Source organism: Marinobacter alkalisoli, from assembly GCF_045449795.1.
Classification (GTDB): Bacteria; Pseudomonadota; Gammaproteobacteria; order Pseudomonadales; family Oleiphilaceae; genus Marinobacter.
Genome location: NZ_JBJJLB010000027.1, coordinates 180019 through 199687 on the forward strand (window position 1 = coordinate 180019; position 19669 = coordinate 199687).

Below are 19669 nucleotides of genomic sequence, written 5' to 3' on the forward strand. Positions count from 1 at the left end.
CTGTCACTGCAACCTCGAATCGGTATTTTATTTCATTCTAACGACAAAACAGGAAACCCGCTATGAAGACCAGAATCACCGAATTGTTTGGCATTCGCCACCCGATTATCCAGGGTGGCATGCACCATGTCGGCTATGCGGAGCTGGCAGCTGCCGTCTCCAACGCTGGCGGTCTCGGTATTATCACCGGACTGACCCAGCCTACCCCGGAAGACCTGTCCCGGGAAATTGCACGTTGTGCTGAGATGACCGATCAGCCCTTCGGCGTCAACCTAACGTTCTTGCCATCCTTCAAGGCGCCGCCCTATCCCGAGTACATCCAGGCCATCATCGACGGCGGTGTGAAGGTGGTGGAAACCGCCGGGCGCAGTCCCGAGCAATACATGTCACAGCTCAAGGCCGCCGGTATCAAGGTTATCCATAAATGCACCTCCGTGCGCCATGCCCTGAAGGCCGAAAAAATCGGTTGTGATGCAGTCAGCGTGGATGGCTTCGAGTGTGGTGGTCACCCCGGAGAGGACGACATTCCCAATTTCATCCTGCTGCCCCGAGCGGCGGAGGAACTCACCATTCCGTTCGTCGCCTCTGGCGGTATGGCCGATGGTCGCAGCCTGGTGGCGGCCATGGCTCTGGGGGCCGAGGGCATGAATATGGGCACCCGTTTTATTGCCACCACGGATGCCCCCGTTCACAACAACGTCAAACAGGCCATCGTTGAGGCGGACGAGCGGCAGACCCGGTTGATCATGCGCAACCTGCGCAACACCGAGCGGGTGATGAACAACGCCGCTGTGGAAGAAATCGTTCGCATCGAGAAAGAAAAGGGCGAGGCCGAAACCATCGACGATATCCGCCACCTGGTCACCGGCGTGAAGGGCCGGCTGGTACTGCAGGAAGGCAAGATGGATGAAGCCGCCTGGAGTTGTGGCATGGTGGCAGGCCTGATCCACGACATTCCCAGCTGCGAGGAATTGATCGGACGCATCATGGATGAGGCCGACAATATTATCCGTCAGCGCCTGCTGGGCAGTCTGGAAGCCTGATGTTGGCGTGACAGATTTGTGAAGTTTCCGCTATACACTGTCTGACACCCTATGAATTTCCAGTGATGGTGTACATGCGGGAACCTATGACAAGAAACGTACTGATTATTGAAGACAACCCGGGCATTGGCGAGCTGGTGCGCATGCACGTGGCGGACCTGGGAATGACCCCCATCCTGTGTGACCGGGGCGATACCGGGCTTGAGCGTTTTCGTGAAGGGGATATTGATCTGGTGGTTCTCGACCTGATGTTACCCGGAATGGACGGCCTCTCTGTTTGTCGCGAGATCCGCTCCGGTCCGGGTTATGTGCCCGTGCTGATGCTGACGGCCAAAAGCACCGAACTGGACCGGGTGCTGGGCCTGGAAATGGGGGCTGACGACTACCTCACCAAACCCTTCAGCGTGGCCGAGTTGTCGGCGCGGGTGAAGGCCCTGTTCCGGCGTGTGGATGCCATGGCGGCTGCGCCTGCCGAAAACACCGGTAATGTCGGGGCGGGAGAGTTGCGGGCCGATGGTTTATGCATTGACCCCGATCGCCGTCGGGTGTTTGTAAGGGATCAGGAGGTGGACCTGACGGCCCGGGAGTTTGACCTGTTATGGCACTTTGCCAGTCACCCCGGCCGTGTATTCAGCCGTGCCCAGCTTCTGGACAAGGTGTGGGGCTACAACCATGAGGGCTACGAGCATACCGTCAACACCCATATCAACAGGCTACGTGGCAAGATCGAGAAGGATCCTGCCCGGCCGGAGTTTATTGAAACCGTCTGGGGGGTGGGCTATCGCTTCCGGGACTGATCCATGGTGAAGACACTCTACACCCGGCTGGCTCTGGGCCTGTTCCTGCTGTTACTGGCGGTCGGCCTGCTGTACACCTTTATCAGCCTCTACTCATTGCGGGAGTACAACGCCTCGGTGAATCAGGAGCTGCACCGGGACCTGGCGAAGAACCTGGTGTCGGATCGTAACCTGGTCAATGAGGGGGAGCTTGACCGTAGCGCGCTGGAGGAGCTCTTCGCGCTGTATATGACCATCAACCCCAGTATTGAAATCTATTTGCTGGACCTGGATGGCACCATCCTTTCCTATTCCGCAGACCCGGCCAAAATCAAGCGCAAGCAGGTCTCGCTGGACCCCATCCACCGGCTTATGGACGACATGAGCCGCTACCCCGTGCTGGGCGATGACCCGCGCAGCCATGACCGGCAGAAGGTATTCTCCGTGACCCCCGTGCCATCGGCGGATAACCCGGAAGGCTATCTCTACGTGGTGCTGCGGGGCGAGGAATACGACGCCGCGGAAACCATGGCCCGGGGTGGCCAGCTGCTGGAACTGAGCGCCTGGGCCCTGCTGGTCAGCCTGGCGGTGGTGATGATTGCGGGGCTGGCGATATTCCGGCTGCTGACCCGCCGGCTGACCTTGCTGACCCGGCTGGTGGAGGATTTCGAGCACACCGACATGAGCCGTCAACCCGCCAATACCTGGCGTGACAGGCGGCCCGTGGTCCGGGACGAGATCGACTACCTGGGGGCCACCTTTGATGACATGGCCAGCCGGATTGCGTCCCAGATTGAGCAACTGACGGAAAAAGACACCCAGCGCCGCCAACTGGTGGCCCAGGTGTCCCACGACCTGCGCACGCCCCTGGCCTCCATGCAGGGTTATATTGAAAGCCTGAAACTGCGGCGGGATCGTCTCAGCCCGGACGAGCAGGACCGTTTTCTCGACATCGCCCTCAAGGAAGGCCGGCGCCTGAGCCGTCTGGTGGATGAGCTGTTCGAGCTGGCGGCCCTGGAAGCCCGGGAAAAGCAGCCGGTGCCAGAACCCTTTCCCCTCGCTGAGCTGGTGCATGACGTGGTCCAGAAACACGGGCCGGAAGCCCGCAACAGGGGGCTGGAACTGGTCGTCAACGGTGATCCGGACCAGCCCCTGGCCTACGCGGACCTGGCCATGACCGAGCGGGTGCTGGATAACCTGATTGGTAACGCCATTGCCTACAGCCCCTCCGGAGGGCGTATCGAGGTGGCCTTCGGGCAGGCAGATGGCCTGCCCGGAGTCTGTGTGCGGGACAGTGGCCCCGGCATTCCGGAACAGGACCTGCCCCACATCTTCGATCCATTCTACCGCGGTGAATCTTCCGCTGGGGCTGGCGGCCATGCCGGCCTCGGGCTGGCCATTGCCCGCAGGATCATGACCCTCCAGGGTGGTGATATTGACGTTGCCAACCTGCCGTCCGGTGGCGCTTCGTTTTGTATTCGGTTACCGGTGACGCCCTCAAGCTGAACCGTGTGCATCTGCATTGATCTCTCCGGCGTTATACAAACGTAATAAACTGGAGAAAGTGGTGTGATTAATTCCGTGCAGACTGGTCACAGTAATCAAAGGGCAAGAGGTTAAGGTTATGAAACGGTATCTGTTACTGATGTCCATGGCGGCGGCCATAGCACTGACCGGTTTCCAGGTGGGTGCTTCCAACGATATGGACTCAAAATACGCCCCCGATGACCCGAATCTGGCGGTAGCCACCTTCGCCGGCGGGTGTTTCTGGTGCGTGGAGGAAATGTATGAGGAGAATGTGCCGGGGGTTGTCGAAGCGGTATCCGGGTACAGCGGTGGCGACGAGAAAGATCCCTCCTATAAACAGGTCTCTGGCGGCAGTACCGGCCACACCGAGGCGGTCCAGGTCTATTATGACCCGGATGTGATCACCTACGAAGGCCTGCTTCAGGCCCTGTGGCGTACAGCGAACCCGACGGACGTGGACGGCCAGTACGTGGACCGGGGCAGCCAGTATCGGCCCGCCATTTTCTATCACAATGAAGAACAGAAGCGCGCTGCTGAAGCATCGGTGAAGGCACTGGAAGAATCCGGCCGTTACGACGACCCGGTAGCCATTGAAATCGTGCCCTTCAAGTCTTTTTACGACGCGGAGGAATACCATCAGGACTACTACAAGAAGAACCCGGTGCGGTACAAGTTCTACACCTTCAACTCCGGCCGTTACCAGTTCATCGAGAAGGTCTGGGGTGACGAGCAGGAAGTTGATTACTCCCAGTATCAGCCGGAAGAGGGCGCCATGAAGAATGATGCGCGGGATCTGCAGTCGTTTGTGAAGCCGGACGATGAAGAACTCAAGCGGATGCTGACCAAAGAGCAGTATTACGTGACCCAGGAAGATGGCACCGAGAGGGCGTTTGCCAACGAATACTGGGATGAAAAACGCCCGGGCTTATATGTGGACGTAGTGTCCGGAGAACCGCTGTTTTCTTCCAGGGACAAGTACAAGTCCGGCACGGGTTGGCCCAGCTTTACCCGTCCGATTGCGGATGACGTGGTGGTGGAAAAAGAGGACCGCTCCCTGTTCATGACCCGCACTGAAATTCGCAGTGCCATCGCGGACTCGCACCTCGGGCATGTGTTCAATGATGGCCCGGCGCCCACGGGTTTGCGCTACTGCATGAATTCGGCCGCCCTCCGGTTCATCCCGCTGGAGCAGATGGAAGAAGAGGGCTATGGCCAGTATATCAGTGAGGTGAAAGCAGACAGCGATAATCCGGTGGCGACGTCACAACCATAGGTCCTTTACGGCAGTCTCCAAACTGAAATTATAGTGAATCTGGGCCTGCAGTAACTCCGCCGTGGCAATGGCATCAATCAGCGCGTTATGGGGCGGGTAGTGGGGCAGCCCGTAACGGGTCCGGCTGTCAGCCAGGCGGATGGACACCGGTTTCATGCCCTTCAGCTTTTGCCACCGTGTTGGCCGGCGGTTGGGATACAGGTGTGCCTCGATCGCCATGGTGTCGATGACCGGAAAACGGATGCCTTCGTTCAGTCGCCACTTCATGGCCACATCGAAGAACGGTCGTTCAATGTTGCGATAGTGAACCACCACAATCCTTCCCGCCATGGCCGCCAGTATCTCATCCAGGACGTCACTCAAATCCGGTGCCTTGTCGATATCCGTGTGGGTGATGCCGTGAATGGTGATTGAGGTCTGATGCAGGGGGAGCTGCGGCCGGACCACCCAGTGGCGGCCTGCGCCGAGCTTGATACCATCAAGGGAAAACGGCACCAGGCCAATGGAGACAATGGAATGCTCGTCAGGGTCCAGCCCGGTGGTTTCAAAATCCAGGGCGACCAGTGGAGCTTCGGACAACGGCGTATCCGGGGCGACGCAGCCGGCTTCGTAGTAGGCCTTGAGCCGGGGGTCCCTGGACTCGCTTGCCAGTGTCCCGAACAGTTCGGGCCATGACTCGTCGGTTCCGGTGATCGGGGTTATCGGATCATCAGCCATGCCGACCCACCGGTGCGTTGTAGCGGAACTTCAGGAATTTCTGGGCGTTACTGACCACCTGGAACGCGTCTTTCAGATGACTGCGCTCGAAGGGAGAAAGGTCCTCCGGGCGGACGTTGTTATCCGGCTCTCGTCCGGCCTCGATGGCCAGAGCCTGGTGGCGGATGCGGACGATGGAAATGAACTCCAGGGCGTCCCGCAGGTTACCCACGCCGTCTTCCGGAATCAGCTTGGTTTCGGCGATGGCCTTGAGGCGATTGAAAGAATTCTGGGCCCGTGAACCGCAAGCAAGGGCATGGACACGGATCAGGTCCGAGACCGGCGCGGTACCTCGACGCTTCAGGTTGAAAGTCTTGTTCTGTTTGCCGTTCTCTTCCATCACGAATGTGCGGAAAAAGCCCAGCGGTGGTGTGCGGTTCAGGGCATTGCGAGCGAGCATGGCCAGGAAGCGCTGGCTATGGCTCGCTTTCTCCGCCACGAGGGTTTTCAACTCCTCGGCATATTCGGTTCGCCCGTAGATACCGTCCAGATCGAAGAAGATATTGCTGTTCAGCAGGGCTTCCGCCTTGGGGTTGTCAATCCAGTCCATGAAGTAGGATTTCCAGACCTTCAGGGGCTGGCGCCACTTTTCGTTGGTGGCCATGATGTCGCCGGTGCAGTAGGTGTAGCCGCAGGCAGCCAGACCGTCGCTGACGAATTTCGCCAGCGCCAGGAAATATTTGTCGTGCTCTTCCGGCACAAAGCTGTCGTCCAGGATCATGGCGTTGTCCTGGTCGGTTACCACCAACTGTTCGTCCCTCGCCATGGAACCCAGGGCCATGAAGCAGTAGGGCACCGGTGGCGGGCCCAACTTCTCTTCGCCTAACGCCAGCAGGCGCTGAGTGAAACTGCGGCCGATACCGGCCATGGCGCTGCCGATCATGTGGGAGTTGGCATCTTCGTTCACCATGCGCACAAAGCTGTCGCGAACCTCGTGGCTGATCTTTTTCAGGCCTTTGACGTCCTGCTGATGGTATATGTTGCTGACCAGGAACAGACTGCTCTGGCTCTCATACTTGACGATGTCCGAGAGGGCAATCACGCCGCGCACTTCGTCGTTTTCCATCACGGGCAGGTGGTGCACGTTGTTGTGCAGCATGGTGAGCATGGCTTCGAAGATAAAGCTTCGCGCGCGGGTGGTGATCGGGTCGTCGCTCATGATTTCGCTGATCGGCGTTTCCGAGGGTAGCGCTTCGGTTACGGCACGGGTGCGCAGGTCCCGGTCGGTGATGATGCCCTTGAGTTTCGGTTTATCACCCTGCTCGTCCATCAGCAGCAGTGCCGATACGCCCTGGTCGGTCATGATGCGTGCGGCTTCCTGAAGACGCACGGTGCAGGGCGCGGTCACCGGTTTCCGTGCGATCAGGCGGGTGACTTTCGCGGTCATTAGTTGGTTGGACTTTTCCCGGCGGGAGAGGGCGGAGCGCAGTCGGCTTCGGCCCTCGGTGTCGGCGAAATCGGCGAAGTTCTCGTCGTTATCCCACAAATACTGAAAAACGGTGTCAGGAATCCGGTAGATCAGGCAGTCTTCAATCGCTTTGGCGGGGAAACGTACGGTCTTGTGCATCAGCAATCCGAACTGGCCAAAGAACTCGCCTTCGCCCATCCGGCTGTAAAGTTCACCAGACCGACGATAGACCTCCACGGCGCCGCTGCGCACGTAGAACAGCCAGCTATTGCGCTGGCCAATTTCCAGGATGGGCGTGCCCGCACGGAAGTAGGAAATCTCGATGCTTGAAACCACCTTATCAAGCATCTCTTCCGGCATCTCGTCAAAGGGCGCATGCTGGGCCAGATGGTTGCGGATGTCGATAAGCTCTGCCTGCATGAAGTCTCCCTGAGCAGCGGTCACGTTTGGCGTTCTCAGGAAGCAATATAGCAGTGAGGAACGGAGAGGGCCACGAAAGCCGGATGAGAACCGGGGCAGCCATTCCAGACTGCCCCGGCGCGCTCAGTTCAGCGACTGAAAGATACTGCCGTTGCTGCAGGCATCGCCATTGGCGTAGTCACTGTCCACCACGTTGTTGATCCAGTAATTGATCAGCTCCACGCCTTCCATGTGGGTGACGCTGCGGGCGATGGGTGGCATGCGCCGCTGGGGATCGCTGCTGTCGGTGACGCGGCAGGAGACGATGGAACTGTCAGCGTCGCCCGGCACTACGATGTGCTGGCGACCGCAGGAACCGCCGCCGGTGGCAGTGGGTTTCTTGCAGATGCCGTAGCCGGCGTCGACGTCACGGTAGTGGTCCAGGTAATACCCGGTGTTGGACGCGGCGCCGCGGTCGTTATGGCAGTGCTGGCAGTTCACCTCCAGGTAGGCTCGCAGGCGGGCTTCCACATCGGCGTCGGACCCAGCGGTTTCGCCACTGTCACCGGCCAGATTCCAGTGGGGCAGGCGTTCGATGTTGGTGGCAATGCCGCGACCATCAATCTGCAGGTCCGGCACATTGGTGAGAATGCCCTGATCCTGCCAATATTTCAGCTGATTGACCCGGGGGAAACCACCCTGACCGCTGCTGCCCATGAAGGCAGATTCCGGTGCATAAGCCCGGTTCAGGTTGCGGGGTTTCGGGCCAATGGGGGCGCTGCCGGATTCCACGTCATCGTTGCTGTGGCAGGTGATGCACTGGTTGGCGTTGGGAATGGCGTAGTTCTCCGTGCTGCCCGCCATCAGCTCGCCGGTAATCTGATCCTGGTAATGCCAGCTCACCGCGCGGGTACCGCCGCCCAGGGCGAGTTTCGCCACGGGTTTACTTTCTCTGTCTTCCTCCCAGATGTACGTAGGGCCATCCCAGAACGCCTTGCCACTCTCGCTGACCCGTTTGATCAGCAGGCGGGTTTCCACCAGTTCTTCGGTGCCCTCGCTCTCATCGGTAAAGGCGAAGGTCTTGGCAATCACGGTACCGGTGGGGAAGTGGATGCTGCCATTGACGTTGCTGCCGCCCTGACCATCCACGTAGACCGCTTTGGTGCCCGGCGGCACGAAGGCGACCCGGTATTTAGTGGCGTAGTCGGAGAACAGCTTGCTGTTGAGCACGAACGGCACGCCGCCGTCATTGGGTGTGCTGCGGGGATCGTGAGGATCGGCAAACAGGTTGTACTGGTCCAGCGTCGGGCAGTTCACTTCCAGGGCATCCCGGTTGACGCTGCCCGGCTTGCCGCGTTTGCTGCAGAGCCGGTTGACGTATTCCTCGCTGGGGGCCGGATCGATGGCACCGCTGGGTTCGAACGGCGGGATGTCCACCCGGGGCAGCGACGGCAGTACCTTGCCAAAGCGAGCCTGGCAGTCGTGAACCGACTTGTCGGTGTCGGCAACGACGCCTGTCAGCCCTTCCAGCACCGATTGCAGGCCTTCGAGAGTGAGAATGCTGGGGTCCTGTTCAGCCGCCGCCAGTACCAGTTCCAGCCCCTGGGTGCCGTGGAAGTTCATGTAGGCCTGGCTGTCCGCGGCCAAATCGTTATCGTGGAAGCACGAGCCCCACTGAGGCAGCTTGCGCTCGCCGTTGGCGTTGAACTTGTAGACGTTGTAGTGGCACGACGGGTTCGGGTGCTCATTGGTGTGGATCGGTTTGCCGTTCTCATCCGCCGGGACGGGATCACCGTTGGCGTCCACCGGGTAGGGGCAGTCCTCGTCCAGATCATCCAGCAGGCCGTCCCAGATGATGTGGGCGCCCTTGCCGGGGTTGGTGATGTTTTTCAGGCCGATCAGGGTGGGCAGCACCGTTTCCACCTGGCCTTCCAGCAGCACCTTTTCAAAGTTGGGCGGCGGCAGGTCGTAACCGGAATTCCGCATCACGTTGTTATGGATATGAAGACCTTCGGTGTACGGGTCCAGTTTCTTGTCCGAGGTTTTGTCCTTGCCGTCGATCAGCTCGTAGCTGGTATAGATCACTGCTGCGGTGCTGTGGTCCTCGAAGGTGTTGTTGAATACTTCGATGTTGTCATAGCCCAGGGTGATGAAGCCGGTGCCCCGGGGCACGGCGGACACCAGGCCGCTGTGGGCAAAGTTGTAGGTGTTGTTATTGCGGGCCAGGTTGTTGAGCATCACCGAGGTGTCGCCGTACTGGGTGATGTTCTCCAGGTCGTAGATCAGGAAGCCGCCGGTGTTGCACTCGGCGAGGTTGTTGTCGTACTCACCACCCTGGACGTTCTCGATCTCGAAGCCCATGACGTTATACACGGCGCGACTGTTGCGGATGATGGCGGTGTTGGTCTGGCCGACGTAGATGCCGGCATCGGACGCGCCTACGGATTCGGAGTTATCCACCAGGATGTTCTCGGACTCCACCGGGTAGATGCCGTAGCGACCGCTGGCGGAGCTGGGGATGTAATCCGGTGTCGGGTCGCCTTCGTTTAGCGGCGGATTGGTGCACTGCACGTGCAGCCGATCCGTGTAGTTACTGGCGGTGATGGGGTCGCCACCGCCGGACCAGATGGCGCGCACGTTGAGCAGCGTGCCCCATTTCACGCCCTTGAGTTTGAAAGCGTCCCCCGGTGAGTCGGCAATGGTCAGATCCTGCACGGTAATACCGCGCACGTTGAGGGCCTCCAGACCGGTGACGTTATCGCTGTCGCGGAAGGACAGCACGGTGCTGTCTTTGCCACACCCCTTGATCAGCACATCTTCGGTGGCCTGAATCAGCAGGCCGTGGTTCAGTTCGATAAAGCCACAGCCGAACGCCAGGGTGTCGCCGGGGCGGAGCTGGATCATGGCGTTGACCATGTCGTGGGTGGCATCCGGGCCGGGTTCTACCCGGAAGGTGCGACCATCGCTGAAGCGGTCAACCTGGTCCCCGGCCACGTTGTTGCCGGAACCGTCGCTGGCTGATGCCGAATCCGACGATCCGCCGCTGCCGCCGAGACAGCCGGCAAGCAGCAGCGTGGCCGTCGCCAGGGGAATCAGGGCGGAGCGCCAGGGGCGTCTGTGGTTTTGAGGTGTTGTAGATGTCATGGCTCTGTCCTTGTTCTTTTTGTTGTTTTTAAAGCGGCGCGCGTTCAATCCGTTCCCACATCCGCAGATAGGCTTCGGCGGAAGTGAACAGCTGGTTGACGGCGTCATCAATCTGCTGGGGATCGGCATCGCTGTTGCGGATCATGTCTTCGATCTGGTCCGGGTACAGGCCGTAATGGGCCACGCCGCGGCCATCGTAGAGGCTGAATTCCCGATCCCCGGTGCGTTGCACATCGAAGCGGACTCGCCCGTCGATGGAGGTAAACGGGTAAAGGCTGGCTTCGTCCTCGGTGGTGCCCGGATTGGCCGCCAGCTGTGCTATGCCGTTGACGTCCGAAGCGAAGCCGGCGCCACCGAACGGGCCGACCTTGAGATCGTCATGGCGCGGACGATTGCCATCCCGGGTCAATTTGCGTACCCAGTCTTCACGGGTGCCGCCAAAAGAGGCGGTAATGCCGCCCTGGGCCGCGATACGATCCCGCAGCGCTTCGGTGCCGCCCCAGCTGCCGTGGCTGTTGATCACCGGGTAGTCCAGCGGCCGGGTAATCTCCAGGATCCGCGCGGCGGCCTTGCGGCTGATGTGGTCGGTTTCGATCATCATCTTGCGGCGCACCAGTTCCTCGATCAGGAAGTCGCCAAGATCGCTCAGACCGCGCCGGTTACAGAGCTGATCGGTGCCACGGCGCGGATCGAGTGCCGCCATTTCCTCCGGGGTTTCCGGAAAACGCTCGCCCAGGTAGTCCATCTGGTACAGCAACTGATCGAACAGGCCGAAAGGCTGCAGGTCGGCGTTCTGGTCAGGCTCGCCTCCGGTGTATTCCACGTTCTCGGGGCACTGCTCGAACTCCACCGGGTGACCGGTTTCCAGCATATTCCCGGCATAGAGAATGGGGCCGATACCAATGCCGGTGGACAGGTCCGGCAGGTGCCCGCCAAAGGCGTTGTCGAACTTGTGAACCGGGAAGATGTTACGGACCCCCAATTGGTAGAACTGATCCAGCCGTTCCACGATCTCCTCCCGGGTGCATTCGGCCACGCCGAGGAATTCGCCGCACTTGAAGACCTTCGACATCTCAATGCCGAGCACCACGGCCAGTTTGCCGTTATCGATCACCTCACGGGCCTGAGCCGGGCTGGTGACGATCTGGAACCAGCCTGCGCCCGGGCCGCCATGCTGGGCATCGATGTAGTCCTGCATCTCGTACATGCGCTGAATCTGCAGCAGGATGGATTCCATGGGGTCACAGTCGTTCTCTTTCTGCGGGTTGATGCGACAGAGAATCTCGTTGTGCACCAGGTGGTTCACCAGGATTTTCATGCCCGCCAGGTGGGCTCGCTCCATCCAGCGGTAGTAACTCTGGTGGTGTTGCAGGGAGTTGTACCTGGGCCAGTCATTGAACGTGGGCCAGCCCTGGGTGTCGTGCAGGCCGATACCGCTGGTGGCCAGCTCCACAAAGCCGGTCGCGCCCCAGGGGCCATGGACGGCTTCACAGTCGTGCAGCGCGTGAGTCACCCCGAAGCGGTGAAAGGGAGCGCCGTAATTGACCCGTCCGCCGATGAATTCATAGGCCGAGATGTGGGAATGGGTGTCGACAAAACCGAAGACATCGTCCTTGTCGATGCCTTTCACATTCCGGAAACGGTCCACCTCTTTGAGATAGGTCGCAGGCCCCTGCGAATCGAGAATTTCCGCGTTCAGTTCCGCTTCCGGGTAGGTGTCGCAGCCGGAGGCTTCCGTGAGGGAAAAGCTGCCGGACTTATCAATGGCCGAGGGGGAGACCAGTGCGAGCCCGTCATCCCGGGCGGACAGCATCAGGCCGGTGACATCGGACGCCAGGGTGTATTGTTGCTCCTCTCCCTGGCGCTGAAGTTGCCATACCGCCAGATCGCTGGGCTCGGCTACCATCGCCAGGGCGGGATTCACGGTGGTGTCTCCGATCTGGTCGCCGGTGAATTCCAGGCTTTCACCAATGGCGCGGAGCGCGTCACCCAGCGGAGAAACTGGGTCGAGCACCAGGTTCGTGGTGTCGCCCAGCCCGGCGACCAGGTAACTGATCTCGCCGATAAAGTTACCGGCCTCATCCAGAAATTCGCCGGCGGGATCGCTGATGCCCAGCAGTTCGAACTGGCCGGTTTCCCCGCTGTTGCGCTGATACCCGGACATCAACAGGTAGGCCCCGAGTCGGGTCGGGCGCAGCCGGAACGGTGTGGCCTGAGTGGCGTCTGTGGTGACAGAGTAGTGGCCAGTTTGAGGGTCGGCGCTCAGGTAGTTGCCTTCGGCTTCCAGGGTGTAGCAGCCGTTGGCGAAACTGTAGCGGTCAAGAGTGGGGGCTTCCCGGAAGGTATCCTGATCGGAAGCGACGGTTGAATCTTCGGGGGATGTCGATGGTCCCTGGGCTGGGTTGGCATCGTCGCTGCCACCGGAGTCGCCGCCACATCCGGTGATCAATAGCGCGCCAGCCAATGCCCATGCTGTACGCATGGGGCGTTTCTTATTGTTCATGTGAACCTCTCATTCGTCGTCATTACCGGTTGCCCGGCAAATCGTTTTTTATTGTTGAGGCATTTCAATTATTGTTGTGGTCGCCCGGAAAGACCCTTCTCCGGGATAACGTGATAGTTTGTAGCATATTGAATAAATGTGAACTGCGTCACATTGGGCCATTTTTTGATCACATCTACGGATTCGAAGGAGCATGCATGGGCGTATCAAGAACTCTCGTTATGGGAGGCATTCGCTCGGGAAAAACCGCGCTGGCGGAGCAGTTGGCCACCGAATCCGGCGGTGCGGTGGTCTACGTTGCCACGGCCACGGTGGGGGATGAGGAAATGGCGCAGCGGGTGAAACGGCATGTGGACAGCCGCCCGGATCACTGGGGGCTGGCGGAAGCACCGCTGCGGCTTGCCAGTGTCCTGGAGACCCACAGGGGCGAGACCTCTCCACCTTTCCTGTTGATCGACTGCATGAGCCTTTGGGTCAGCAATCTGCTGTTTGCCGGCGAGGAGACCTTCAACCGCGAGCGCGAAGCGTTTCTGGAGGCGTTGCGGAGCTATCCCGGCAGTGTCGCCATTGTCAGCAACGAAGTGGGGCTGGGCACCATCGGTATGGACCCGCTGACCCGCCGGTTCTGCGATGAGCTGGGCTGGCTGAACCAGGCGCTTGCGGCCACCTGTGACCAGGTAGTGATGAGCGTTGCCGGGCTGCCGCTGTGGTTAAAGGAGCTCGAGGAGTAACGGGCGTCAGACCCCGTGGCTCTGCAGGCTGCTGAGTACGCCGTGATCGGAATGATCAATGCGTACGCGGCTGCGGCAGGCATAGGGAACCGCCAGGACCGAGAAGGAGCGCGTCAGGGGGATGCCCATAACCTCGGCCAGTATCATACGGATCACGCCACCATGGCACACCACCAGAACACGCTGTCCTGCAGCTTCACGACACCAGTGATGCCACGCCTCTCGGACCCTGGCGTGAAATTCCGCCATGGGTTCGCCGCCGGGGGGCGGATGCGCGACCGGGTCGCGCCAGAACCGGGCCAGCGCCTCCGGGGCGCCAGCGAGGATGGTGTCGGCGGTCATGCCTTCCCAGGCTCCGAAACTGATTTCCCGCAGGCGTTCGTCCTGCTCCAGGGGAATCCCCCGTTCAGATGCCAATTGCTCAGCGAACTCGCGGCACCGCATCAGCGGTGAGGTAATGATACGGCTCCAGGTATCGTTCTCTGAAAGGGCGCCACGCATCTGTTGCCAACCCGTTTCACTGAGTGGATCGTCCTGACTTCCCCGGAACATCGGGCCACCGGCGGGCTCGCCGTGGCGGATCAGATCAATGATCGTGGTGATTCCGGTGTTCATAACGCAACGTCCTTATTGGTCACGCCGGCATCGGCAAAACTCGCCATGTGGTTGTGCAGGGCGCAGGCGGCCCTCAGCAGGGGCACGGCTACTGCCGCGCCACTGCCTTCGCCCAGGCGCATGCCGAGATCCAGCAGGGGCTTCGCATCCAGGGCTTCCAGAACCCTGGCGTGCCCGGGCTCCGCCGAGCGGTGGGCGAACAGTAGCCAATCCCGCAGCGCGGGCTGCTGATGCACGCCCAACAGCGCCGCGACCGAGACAATATAACCATCCACCAGCACCGGAATGCCCCGCGCCGCGCAACCCAGAATCGCCCCGGTCAGCGCGGCAATCTCAAAGCCGCCAAGAGAGGTCAGTACTGTCAAAGGATCGGTGCTGTCACCGTGTCGTTTCAGTGCCCTGGCCACCACCTGACTTTTGCGGGAAATCCCCGCCGTGTCCAAACCTGTTCCGGGACCGACCAGTTGTTCTGGAGCTTCGTTCAGCAGAGCACAGGCCAGGGCAGCGGCACTGGTGGTATTACCAATGCCCATGTCGCCGCCAATAAACAGCCGGCATCCGGCGTTGGCGGCACGTTCGGCCGCCGCGTCGCCACTGGCCAGCGCGGCACACACCTGGGCCTCGGTCATCGCGTTGGTCACCGCCAGGTTGGCCGTCGCCGGGGCGATCTGTTCGTCCCGGACACCGGGTAACACTGGCACCTCGCCCACAGTGCCCAGATTAACTACCTCCAGCGACGCATCCAGCTGTTTTGCCATCACGCTGATGGCCGCGCCACCGCCTGCGAAGTTGCCGATCATCTGTGCTGTCACTTCCTGCGGGAACGCAGACACGCCTTCCTCGCACACGCCATGGTCGCCGGCAAATACGGTGATTCGTACGGGATCCACCGTTGGTTGTTCAGCTCTCTGCAGACCAGCCAGTTGTACCGCCAGTTGTTCCAGTTGCCCCAGAGAACCCGGTGGCTTGGTTAGAACCTGCTGGCGATCCGTTGCTTGTCGGATCCGGAGCGTATCTGGTTTCGGTGGCTGCTGGGTCCAGCTTGGAGGCAGAGAAGGCATGAATGATTCCTAGCCAATGAAAACAGGGAATGGTCTACCCCACTCGAAAAGGTGTCAAGGCCGACGGTGACTCGGGTAAACTCCTGCCTGATCAAGAACGCCCATAGTCTGGGGAATTGGTTGGGTAGGGCTCTCCAAAACCCTGCGGAGCCATGGATGGCGGAGCGGAGCTTACAGGGATGTATTCACAGCGTGTTTTGGAGAGCCCTACCCAACCAATTCCTTGCTCCCAAGTTTGTCTATTTAAGAGAGATGCCGCCAATTTGAACGCCTTGGTATTCCCCATGATTGTTTGCCTTATTGCTGTGCTTCTGGATCGCTGGCTTGGCGAACCTCGCCGTTGGCATCCGCTGGTAGGGTTCGGACGTCTGGTGGGATTGGTGGAACGGTGGTTGAACCGGTCGCCGATGCATAAAGGTCGGTCAATATCATGGGGGCTGCTGGGCGTATTAATCCTGGTGCTGCCAGTGCTGATGGTGGCCGAGCTATTGCGATGGACGCTGAATGGATGGGTGTATCTGCTGCTGCAAACTTTGGTGTTGTACCTTGCACTGTCGATCAGAGGGCTGATGGAGCATGGTCGGGCGGTGTCGGATGCGTTGCATAGCGGCGACCTTGAGCTTGCACGAGAACAGGTTGGCCGGATTGTCAGCCGTAACGCGAGTGCGTTAGATGAACAGGGCGTGGCAGCGGCGGCAAGCGAGTCGATGCTGGAAAACGGGGCGGATGCGGTGTTTGCCAGTTTGTTCTGGTTTCTGGTGGCGGGCATTCCCGGGGTATTGCTGCACCGAATGGTGAACACGCTGGATGCCATGTGGGGTTATCGCAATGAACGTTATCTGTATTTCGGGCGGGTGGCCGCCCGCTTGGATGATGTCATGAATTGGGTGCCCGCCCGTCTGACGGCACTGACCTATGCCTTGCTTGGCAACACCCGCCTGGCCTGGCGTTGCTGGCGGACCCAGGCCCCTCAGTGGGACAGCCCGAATGCCGGGTCGGTGATGGCCGCCGGTGCCGGAGCCCTGGCGGTGTCATTGGGCGGCCCTTCGCCTTATGCGAATGGCGTAAAACAGCGACCGGTGCTGGGACAGGGACCGGCGGCCAGCGCGGACACAGTGGACGGTGCGCTCCGCCTGGTGTGGTTGGGTGTCTGGCTGTGGCTTGGCGTGCTTGCATTGTTTGCCGTGGCAGGCCTTCTGTGGAGCGTAGGGATATGACCATGACGCCACCGGAACATGGCGGACGACTCAATGCAGCGGCAAAACGCTGCGGCATTCCCCGCGATCAGTGGCTTGATCTGTCTACGGGTATCAATCCCCATGGCTGGCCGGTGCCGGATCTGCCGCCGGAGGTCTGGCAGCGGTTGCCGGAACCGGACGATGGCCTGGAAACCTTGGTGCGGCAGTGGGCGGGCGCTCCCGCTGACGCTGCCTGCGTGCCGGTGGCTGGCAGCCAGGAGGCAATCATGGCATTGCCCCGGTTGCGCCCCTCGTGCCGTGTCGGTGTTCCCAGCCCCGGCTACCGGGAGCACGGTCATAGCTGGTCCTGTGCCGGGCATCAGGTGGTCAGCCTGGATTGGACACAGGTGGCCGGTGAGGACGAATCCTGGCTGGACGATCTGGATGTGCTGGTGTGCATCAACCCCAACAATCCCACCGGAGAGACCGTCGAACCGGAGCGTCTGCTGCGCTGGCACCAGCGGCTGCAACGCCGGGGCGGATGGCTGATCGTCGATGAGGCGTTTGTTGACGGCTGTCCGGAGCTGAGCCTGGGGTCTGCGACCGGACGGGAAGGCCTGGTGGTATTGCGTTCTCTCGGTAAGTTCTTTGGTCTGGCGGGTGTGCGGGCTGGCGCGGTGCTGACCGGGCCGGAACTGGCTGAACGCCTGCGAAGCACGATTGGTCCCTGGACGGTGAGTGGTCCCGCCCGTTACGTGATGCGGCTGGCCATGGCGGATGAACGCTGGCAGGCCTCGACTGCCGAGCGATTGTTGGCAGACAGTCAGCGGCTGGGGCGGTTACTGGCGTCTTATGGGCTGCATGGCTCCAGCGGTACGCGTTTATTTCGATATGTTGAGCACCCACGCTCGGCGGAATTGACGGATGGGCTGGCCAGGCACGGCATCTTGGTGCGTCGGTTCGATCACCCGCCGGCTCTGCGGTTTGGGCTGCCCGGTTCCGAAGCGGAGTGGGAACGACTGTCGCAGGCTTTGGCGGCTTGCCGAATGTCATTGACCAATCGTTAACCGATTGCTAGCCTTCCCGCACTTTTTCAGGTGCCCCGTGCAAAGCGACACAGGGGTGAAACGGGAAGCCGGTGAGAGTCCAGCGCTGCCCCCGCAACGGTAATTGAGTTAACGGTGATCGAATGCGCCACTGTACCCCCTGAGGGTATGGGAAGGCGATCACCCGGGTCTGTCTGAGGCAGACCGCTCATAAGCCCGGAGACCGGCCTGGAATTGCCAGATGTTGCGGTGGGCGACAGTGTGGCAGGTGCCGGCTACTCCAACCCGACCTGGATGCTCCCCGACCACCTGCTTCTTCTCCCGTTACCCGATTGCCTGCCCCGACGTCATTACCCAATCCATTCGTGCGGGCGTGCACGAGTATGAGGACGTTGAGATGAAGTACGCACTATCGACCGCTACCCTGTCTGCGGCAACCCTGTTGATCACAGCCCAGCCCGCCCTGGGGGATGAAGCTTCCGAATCCACGCTGGACCCGATTGTGGTCACCGCGACCCTGGGTCCAAAAACCCGGGGCGAAAGCGATTCCTCTGTTACCGTGATCGATCAGGAGGCCATCGAACGCCTGCAGCCCCAGACGTTTGAGGAACTGCTGGTAGGTCAGCCGGGCCTGGACATCACCAGCAATGGCTCTTTCGGCAAGAACATCAGTGTGTACACCCGGGGTACCGGCAGCGAATCCACCGTGTTCATGGTGGATGGCGTGCGCCTGCGCTCGGCCACCAGCGGCAGTGCCGCCTGGCAGTATTTCCCGCCGCAGATGATTGAGAGGGTGGAAATTGTGCGGGGCTCCCGCAGCAATCTTTACGGTGCCGATGCCGTTGGCGGCGTTATCCAGGCGTTCACCCACAGTGCGCCGACCGGTCATGAGGGTTGGGTTCAGGCCGGTGGCGGCAATTTCAACACGCAGGAGTATATTGCCGGGGCCGCCGGTACAGAAGGCAGCATGAAATACAGCCTGAGCGCCAGCCATCTGGAAACCGATGGCACCGCGATCGTGGAAGGCGGCGAAGACAAAGGTTTTCGAAACACCTCTGCCCTCGCATCCGTCGCCCACCAGTTTGACTCCGGCGGTGAGGCTGGCATTGTCCTCATGCGCGCCCAGGGCAATACCGAATTCGAGGGCGGTGATACCGACTTCGCCATCCAGACCCTCGGTTTCCGGTTGGACACCCCCATCAGCGACTACTGGCGCAGCCGCATCCTGCTGGCGGAATCCCTCGACGAATCGGATAACCGCGATACCTTCGGCAACAGCACCTTTGATACCAAAACCCGCAGCGCCCGCTGGGAGAACCAGATCAGCATCGGTCGTCACGAATACATCGTTGGGGGCGAGCTATTGGTGGATGAGGTCGAAAGCACCACGGAATACGACGAATCGAGCCGCACCAACGCCGCTATTTTTGGTCAGGCCCTGCTGAATTTCGGCCCCACGGACTTTCAATTGAGCCTTCGGGCGGACGACAACGAGGCCTTTGGTCGCGAGGAAACCGGCGCAGTGGCCATGGGCATTGATCTGGATCGGAACCATCGGGCCCGGGTGAGTTACAGCACGTCCTTCCGTGCCCCCACCTTCAACGATCTTTACTTCCCTGGTTTCGGTAACGCGGACCTGCAGCCGGAAACCGCCGGCAGCGTGGAGCTGGGCATTGGCGGGCAGTACGCCTACTGGTACTGGGATGCGGCCATTTATCAGACTGACGCCGATGACCTGATTGTGTTCACCATGAAGGACGGACGATTCGCACCGTTCAATGTGAACGAGGCGCGTATCCGGGGTGCCGAGCTCAGCGCTGGCCTGGAACTGGACGAATGGACCGTGCAGGCTGCCGCCTCAGTAATCGACCCCCGGGACGAGGAGACCGACAACCGCATTCGTCGCCGTAGCGGCAAGCAGTTCCGGGTGGATGTGGACCGGGCCTTTGGCCGGGTTTCCCTGGGTACTACCGTGAAGGGGCAGGGCTATCGCTATGACGATGCCGAGAATGAGAACCGCATCGCTGGCTTCACCACCTGGGACCTGCGGGCGAAATGGCAGATTGACAGCCATTGGACCACCAACCTGACGGTGGACAATGTGCTGGACCGGGAATACGCCACAGCGGAGCGTTCAGATGGAAGCTCATACATAGCCGCCGGTCGCACCGCGATGCTGACCATACGCTACGACATCTGATCGACCACG

General features: G+C 60.6%; 14 protein-coding genes and 1 riboswitch. Of the genes, 8 read left to right on the forward strand and 6 right to left on the reverse strand.

The annotated features are described in order from the left end of the window. Positions 1-62: 62 nt before the first annotated feature. The 4 genes from ACJO3M_RS13565 to msrB all read left to right on the forward strand — a co-directional run bounded on the left by ACJO3M_RS13565 (position 63) and on the right by msrB (position 4619). The gene (locus tag ACJO3M_RS13565; protein WP_407001913.1) at positions 63-1043 is read left to right on the forward strand and encodes an NAD(P)H-dependent flavin oxidoreductase; all 981 of its coding nucleotides are present in this window, start codon (positions 63-65) and stop codon (positions 1041-1043) included. An 86-nt stretch (positions 1044-1129) separates the two neighbouring features. Continuing rightward, positions 1130-1840 carry a response regulator transcription factor gene (locus ACJO3M_RS13570; protein WP_407001914.1) on the forward strand — a complete coding sequence of 237 codons (711 nt, stop codon included), beginning with the start codon at positions 1130-1132 and terminating at the stop codon, positions 1838-1840. A 3-nt stretch (positions 1841-1843) separates the two neighbouring features. Then, complete coding sequence (locus ACJO3M_RS13575) at positions 1844-3325, forward strand: sensor histidine kinase (RefSeq protein ID WP_407001915.1); 1482 nt, start codon at positions 1844-1846, stop codon at positions 3323-3325. Between the two features lie 118 nt (positions 3326-3443). Continuing rightward, positions 3444-4619, forward strand: a complete 1176-nt coding sequence (gene msrB / locus ACJO3M_RS13580) for a peptide-methionine (R)-S-oxide reductase MsrB (RefSeq protein WP_428922749.1) — start codon at positions 3444-3446, stop codon at positions 4617-4619. On the opposite strand, the gene ACJO3M_RS13585 is transcribed toward msrB, so the two are convergent. The 4 genes from ACJO3M_RS13585 to ACJO3M_RS13600 form a co-directional block, all read right to left on the reverse strand. Further along, positions 4608-5336, reverse strand: a complete 729-nt coding sequence (locus ACJO3M_RS13585) for a 3'-5' exonuclease (RefSeq protein WP_407001916.1) — start codon at positions 5334-5336, stop codon at positions 4608-4610. The genes msrB and ACJO3M_RS13585 overlap by 12 nt on opposite strands. Beyond that, on the reverse strand, positions 5329-7203 hold the full coding sequence (locus ACJO3M_RS13590; RefSeq protein ID WP_407001917.1) for a putative nucleotidyltransferase substrate binding domain-containing protein: 1875 nt from the start codon (positions 7201-7203) through the stop codon (positions 5329-5331). The genes ACJO3M_RS13585 and ACJO3M_RS13590 overlap by 8 nt, the downstream gene beginning before the upstream one ends. A gap of 123 nt (positions 7204-7326) precedes the next feature. Next, positions 7327-10326, reverse strand: a complete 3000-nt coding sequence (locus tag ACJO3M_RS13595; RefSeq protein WP_407001918.1) for a parallel beta-helix domain-containing protein — start codon at positions 10324-10326, stop codon at positions 7327-7329. A 28-nt stretch (positions 10327-10354) separates the two neighbouring features. Beyond that, entirely contained in the window at positions 10355-12829 is a 2475-nt protein-coding gene (locus ACJO3M_RS13600) for a hypothetical protein (protein ID WP_407001919.1), read from the reverse strand. Positions 12830-13026: 197 nt separating this feature from the next. On the opposite strand from ACJO3M_RS13600, the gene cobU reads away from it, so the two are divergent. Next, positions 13027-13560: a bifunctional adenosylcobinamide kinase/adenosylcobinamide-phosphate guanylyltransferase gene (gene cobU, locus ACJO3M_RS13605; protein WP_407001920.1), complete on the forward strand. Its 534-nt coding sequence runs from the start codon at positions 13027-13029 to the stop codon at positions 13558-13560. Between the two features lie 6 nt (positions 13561-13566). Here the strand turns inward: cobU and ACJO3M_RS13610 are convergent, their stop codons facing one another. Next, positions 13567-14175, reverse strand: a complete 609-nt coding sequence (locus tag ACJO3M_RS13610; RefSeq protein WP_407001922.1) for a histidine phosphatase family protein — start codon at positions 14173-14175, stop codon at positions 13567-13569. Further along, on the reverse strand, positions 14172-15227 hold the full coding sequence (gene cobT, locus ACJO3M_RS13615) for a nicotinate-nucleotide--dimethylbenzimidazole phosphoribosyltransferase (protein ID WP_407001959.1): 1056 nt from the start codon (positions 15225-15227) through the stop codon (positions 14172-14174). Before cobT ends, ACJO3M_RS13610 begins: the two co-directional genes overlap by 4 nt. A gap of 293 nt (positions 15228-15520) precedes the next feature. Between cobT and cbiB the strand changes: the two genes are divergently transcribed. The 3 genes from cbiB to ACJO3M_RS13630 all read left to right on the forward strand — a co-directional run bounded on the left by cbiB (position 15521) and on the right by ACJO3M_RS13630 (position 19660). Next, on the forward strand, positions 15521-16453 hold the full coding sequence (gene cbiB, locus ACJO3M_RS13620; RefSeq protein WP_407001923.1) for an adenosylcobinamide-phosphate synthase CbiB: 933 nt from the start codon (positions 15521-15523) through the stop codon (positions 16451-16453). Further along, positions 16450-17481: a threonine-phosphate decarboxylase CobD gene (gene cobD / locus ACJO3M_RS13625; protein ID WP_407001924.1), complete on the forward strand. Its 1032-nt coding sequence runs from the start codon at positions 16450-16452 to the stop codon at positions 17479-17481. The genes cbiB and cobD overlap by 4 nt, the downstream gene beginning before the upstream one ends. 11 nt (positions 17482-17492) lie before the next feature. Continuing rightward, a riboswitch (cobalamin riboswitch) is annotated at positions 17493-17706 on the forward strand. Continuing rightward, positions 17702-19660, forward strand: a complete 1959-nt coding sequence (locus tag ACJO3M_RS13630) for a TonB-dependent receptor plug domain-containing protein (protein WP_407001925.1) — start codon at positions 17702-17704, stop codon at positions 19658-19660. (Overlaps the previous riboswitch by 5 nt.) The last annotated feature ends 9 nt before the right edge of the window (positions 19661-19669 follow it).

Coding starts and splice junctions, on each gene's coding strand:
- ACJO3M_RS13565 (WP_407001913.1), top strand. CDS start 63: ATGAAGACCAGAATCACCGAATTGTTTGGCATTCGCCACCCGATTATC.
- ACJO3M_RS13570 (WP_407001914.1), top strand. CDS start 1,130: ATGACAAGAAACGTACTGATTATTGAAGACAACCCGGGCATTGGCGAG.
- ACJO3M_RS13575 (WP_407001915.1), top strand. CDS start 1,844: ATGGTGAAGACACTCTACACCCGGCTGGCTCTGGGCCTGTTCCTGCTG.
- msrB (WP_428922749.1), top strand. CDS start 3,444: ATGAAACGGTATCTGTTACTGATGTCCATGGCGGCGGCCATAGCACTG.
- ACJO3M_RS13585 (WP_407001916.1), bottom strand. CDS start 5,336: ATGGCTGATGATCCGATAACCCCGATCACCGGAACCGACGAGTCATGG.
- ACJO3M_RS13590 (WP_407001917.1), bottom strand. CDS start 7,203: ATGCAGGCAGAGCTTATCGACATCCGCAACCATCTGGCCCAGCATGCG.
- ACJO3M_RS13595 (WP_407001918.1), bottom strand. CDS start 10,326: ATGACATCTACAACACCTCAAAACCACAGACGCCCCTGGCGCTCCGCC.
- ACJO3M_RS13600 (WP_407001919.1), bottom strand. CDS start 12,829: ATGAACAATAAGAAACGCCCCATGCGTACAGCATGGGCATTGGCTGGC.
- cobU (WP_407001920.1), top strand. CDS start 13,027: ATGGGCGTATCAAGAACTCTCGTTATGGGAGGCATTCGCTCGGGAAAA.
- ACJO3M_RS13610 (WP_407001922.1), bottom strand. CDS start 14,175: ATGAACACCGGAATCACCACGATCATTGATCTGATCCGCCACGGCGAG.
- cbiB (WP_407001923.1), top strand. CDS start 15,521: ATGATTGTTTGCCTTATTGCTGTGCTTCTGGATCGCTGGCTTGGCGAA.
- cobD (WP_407001924.1), top strand. CDS start 16,450: ATGACCATGACGCCACCGGAACATGGCGGACGACTCAATGCAGCGGCA.
- ACJO3M_RS13630 (WP_407001925.1), top strand. CDS start 17,702: ATGTTGCGGTGGGCGACAGTGTGGCAGGTGCCGGCTACTCCAACCCGA.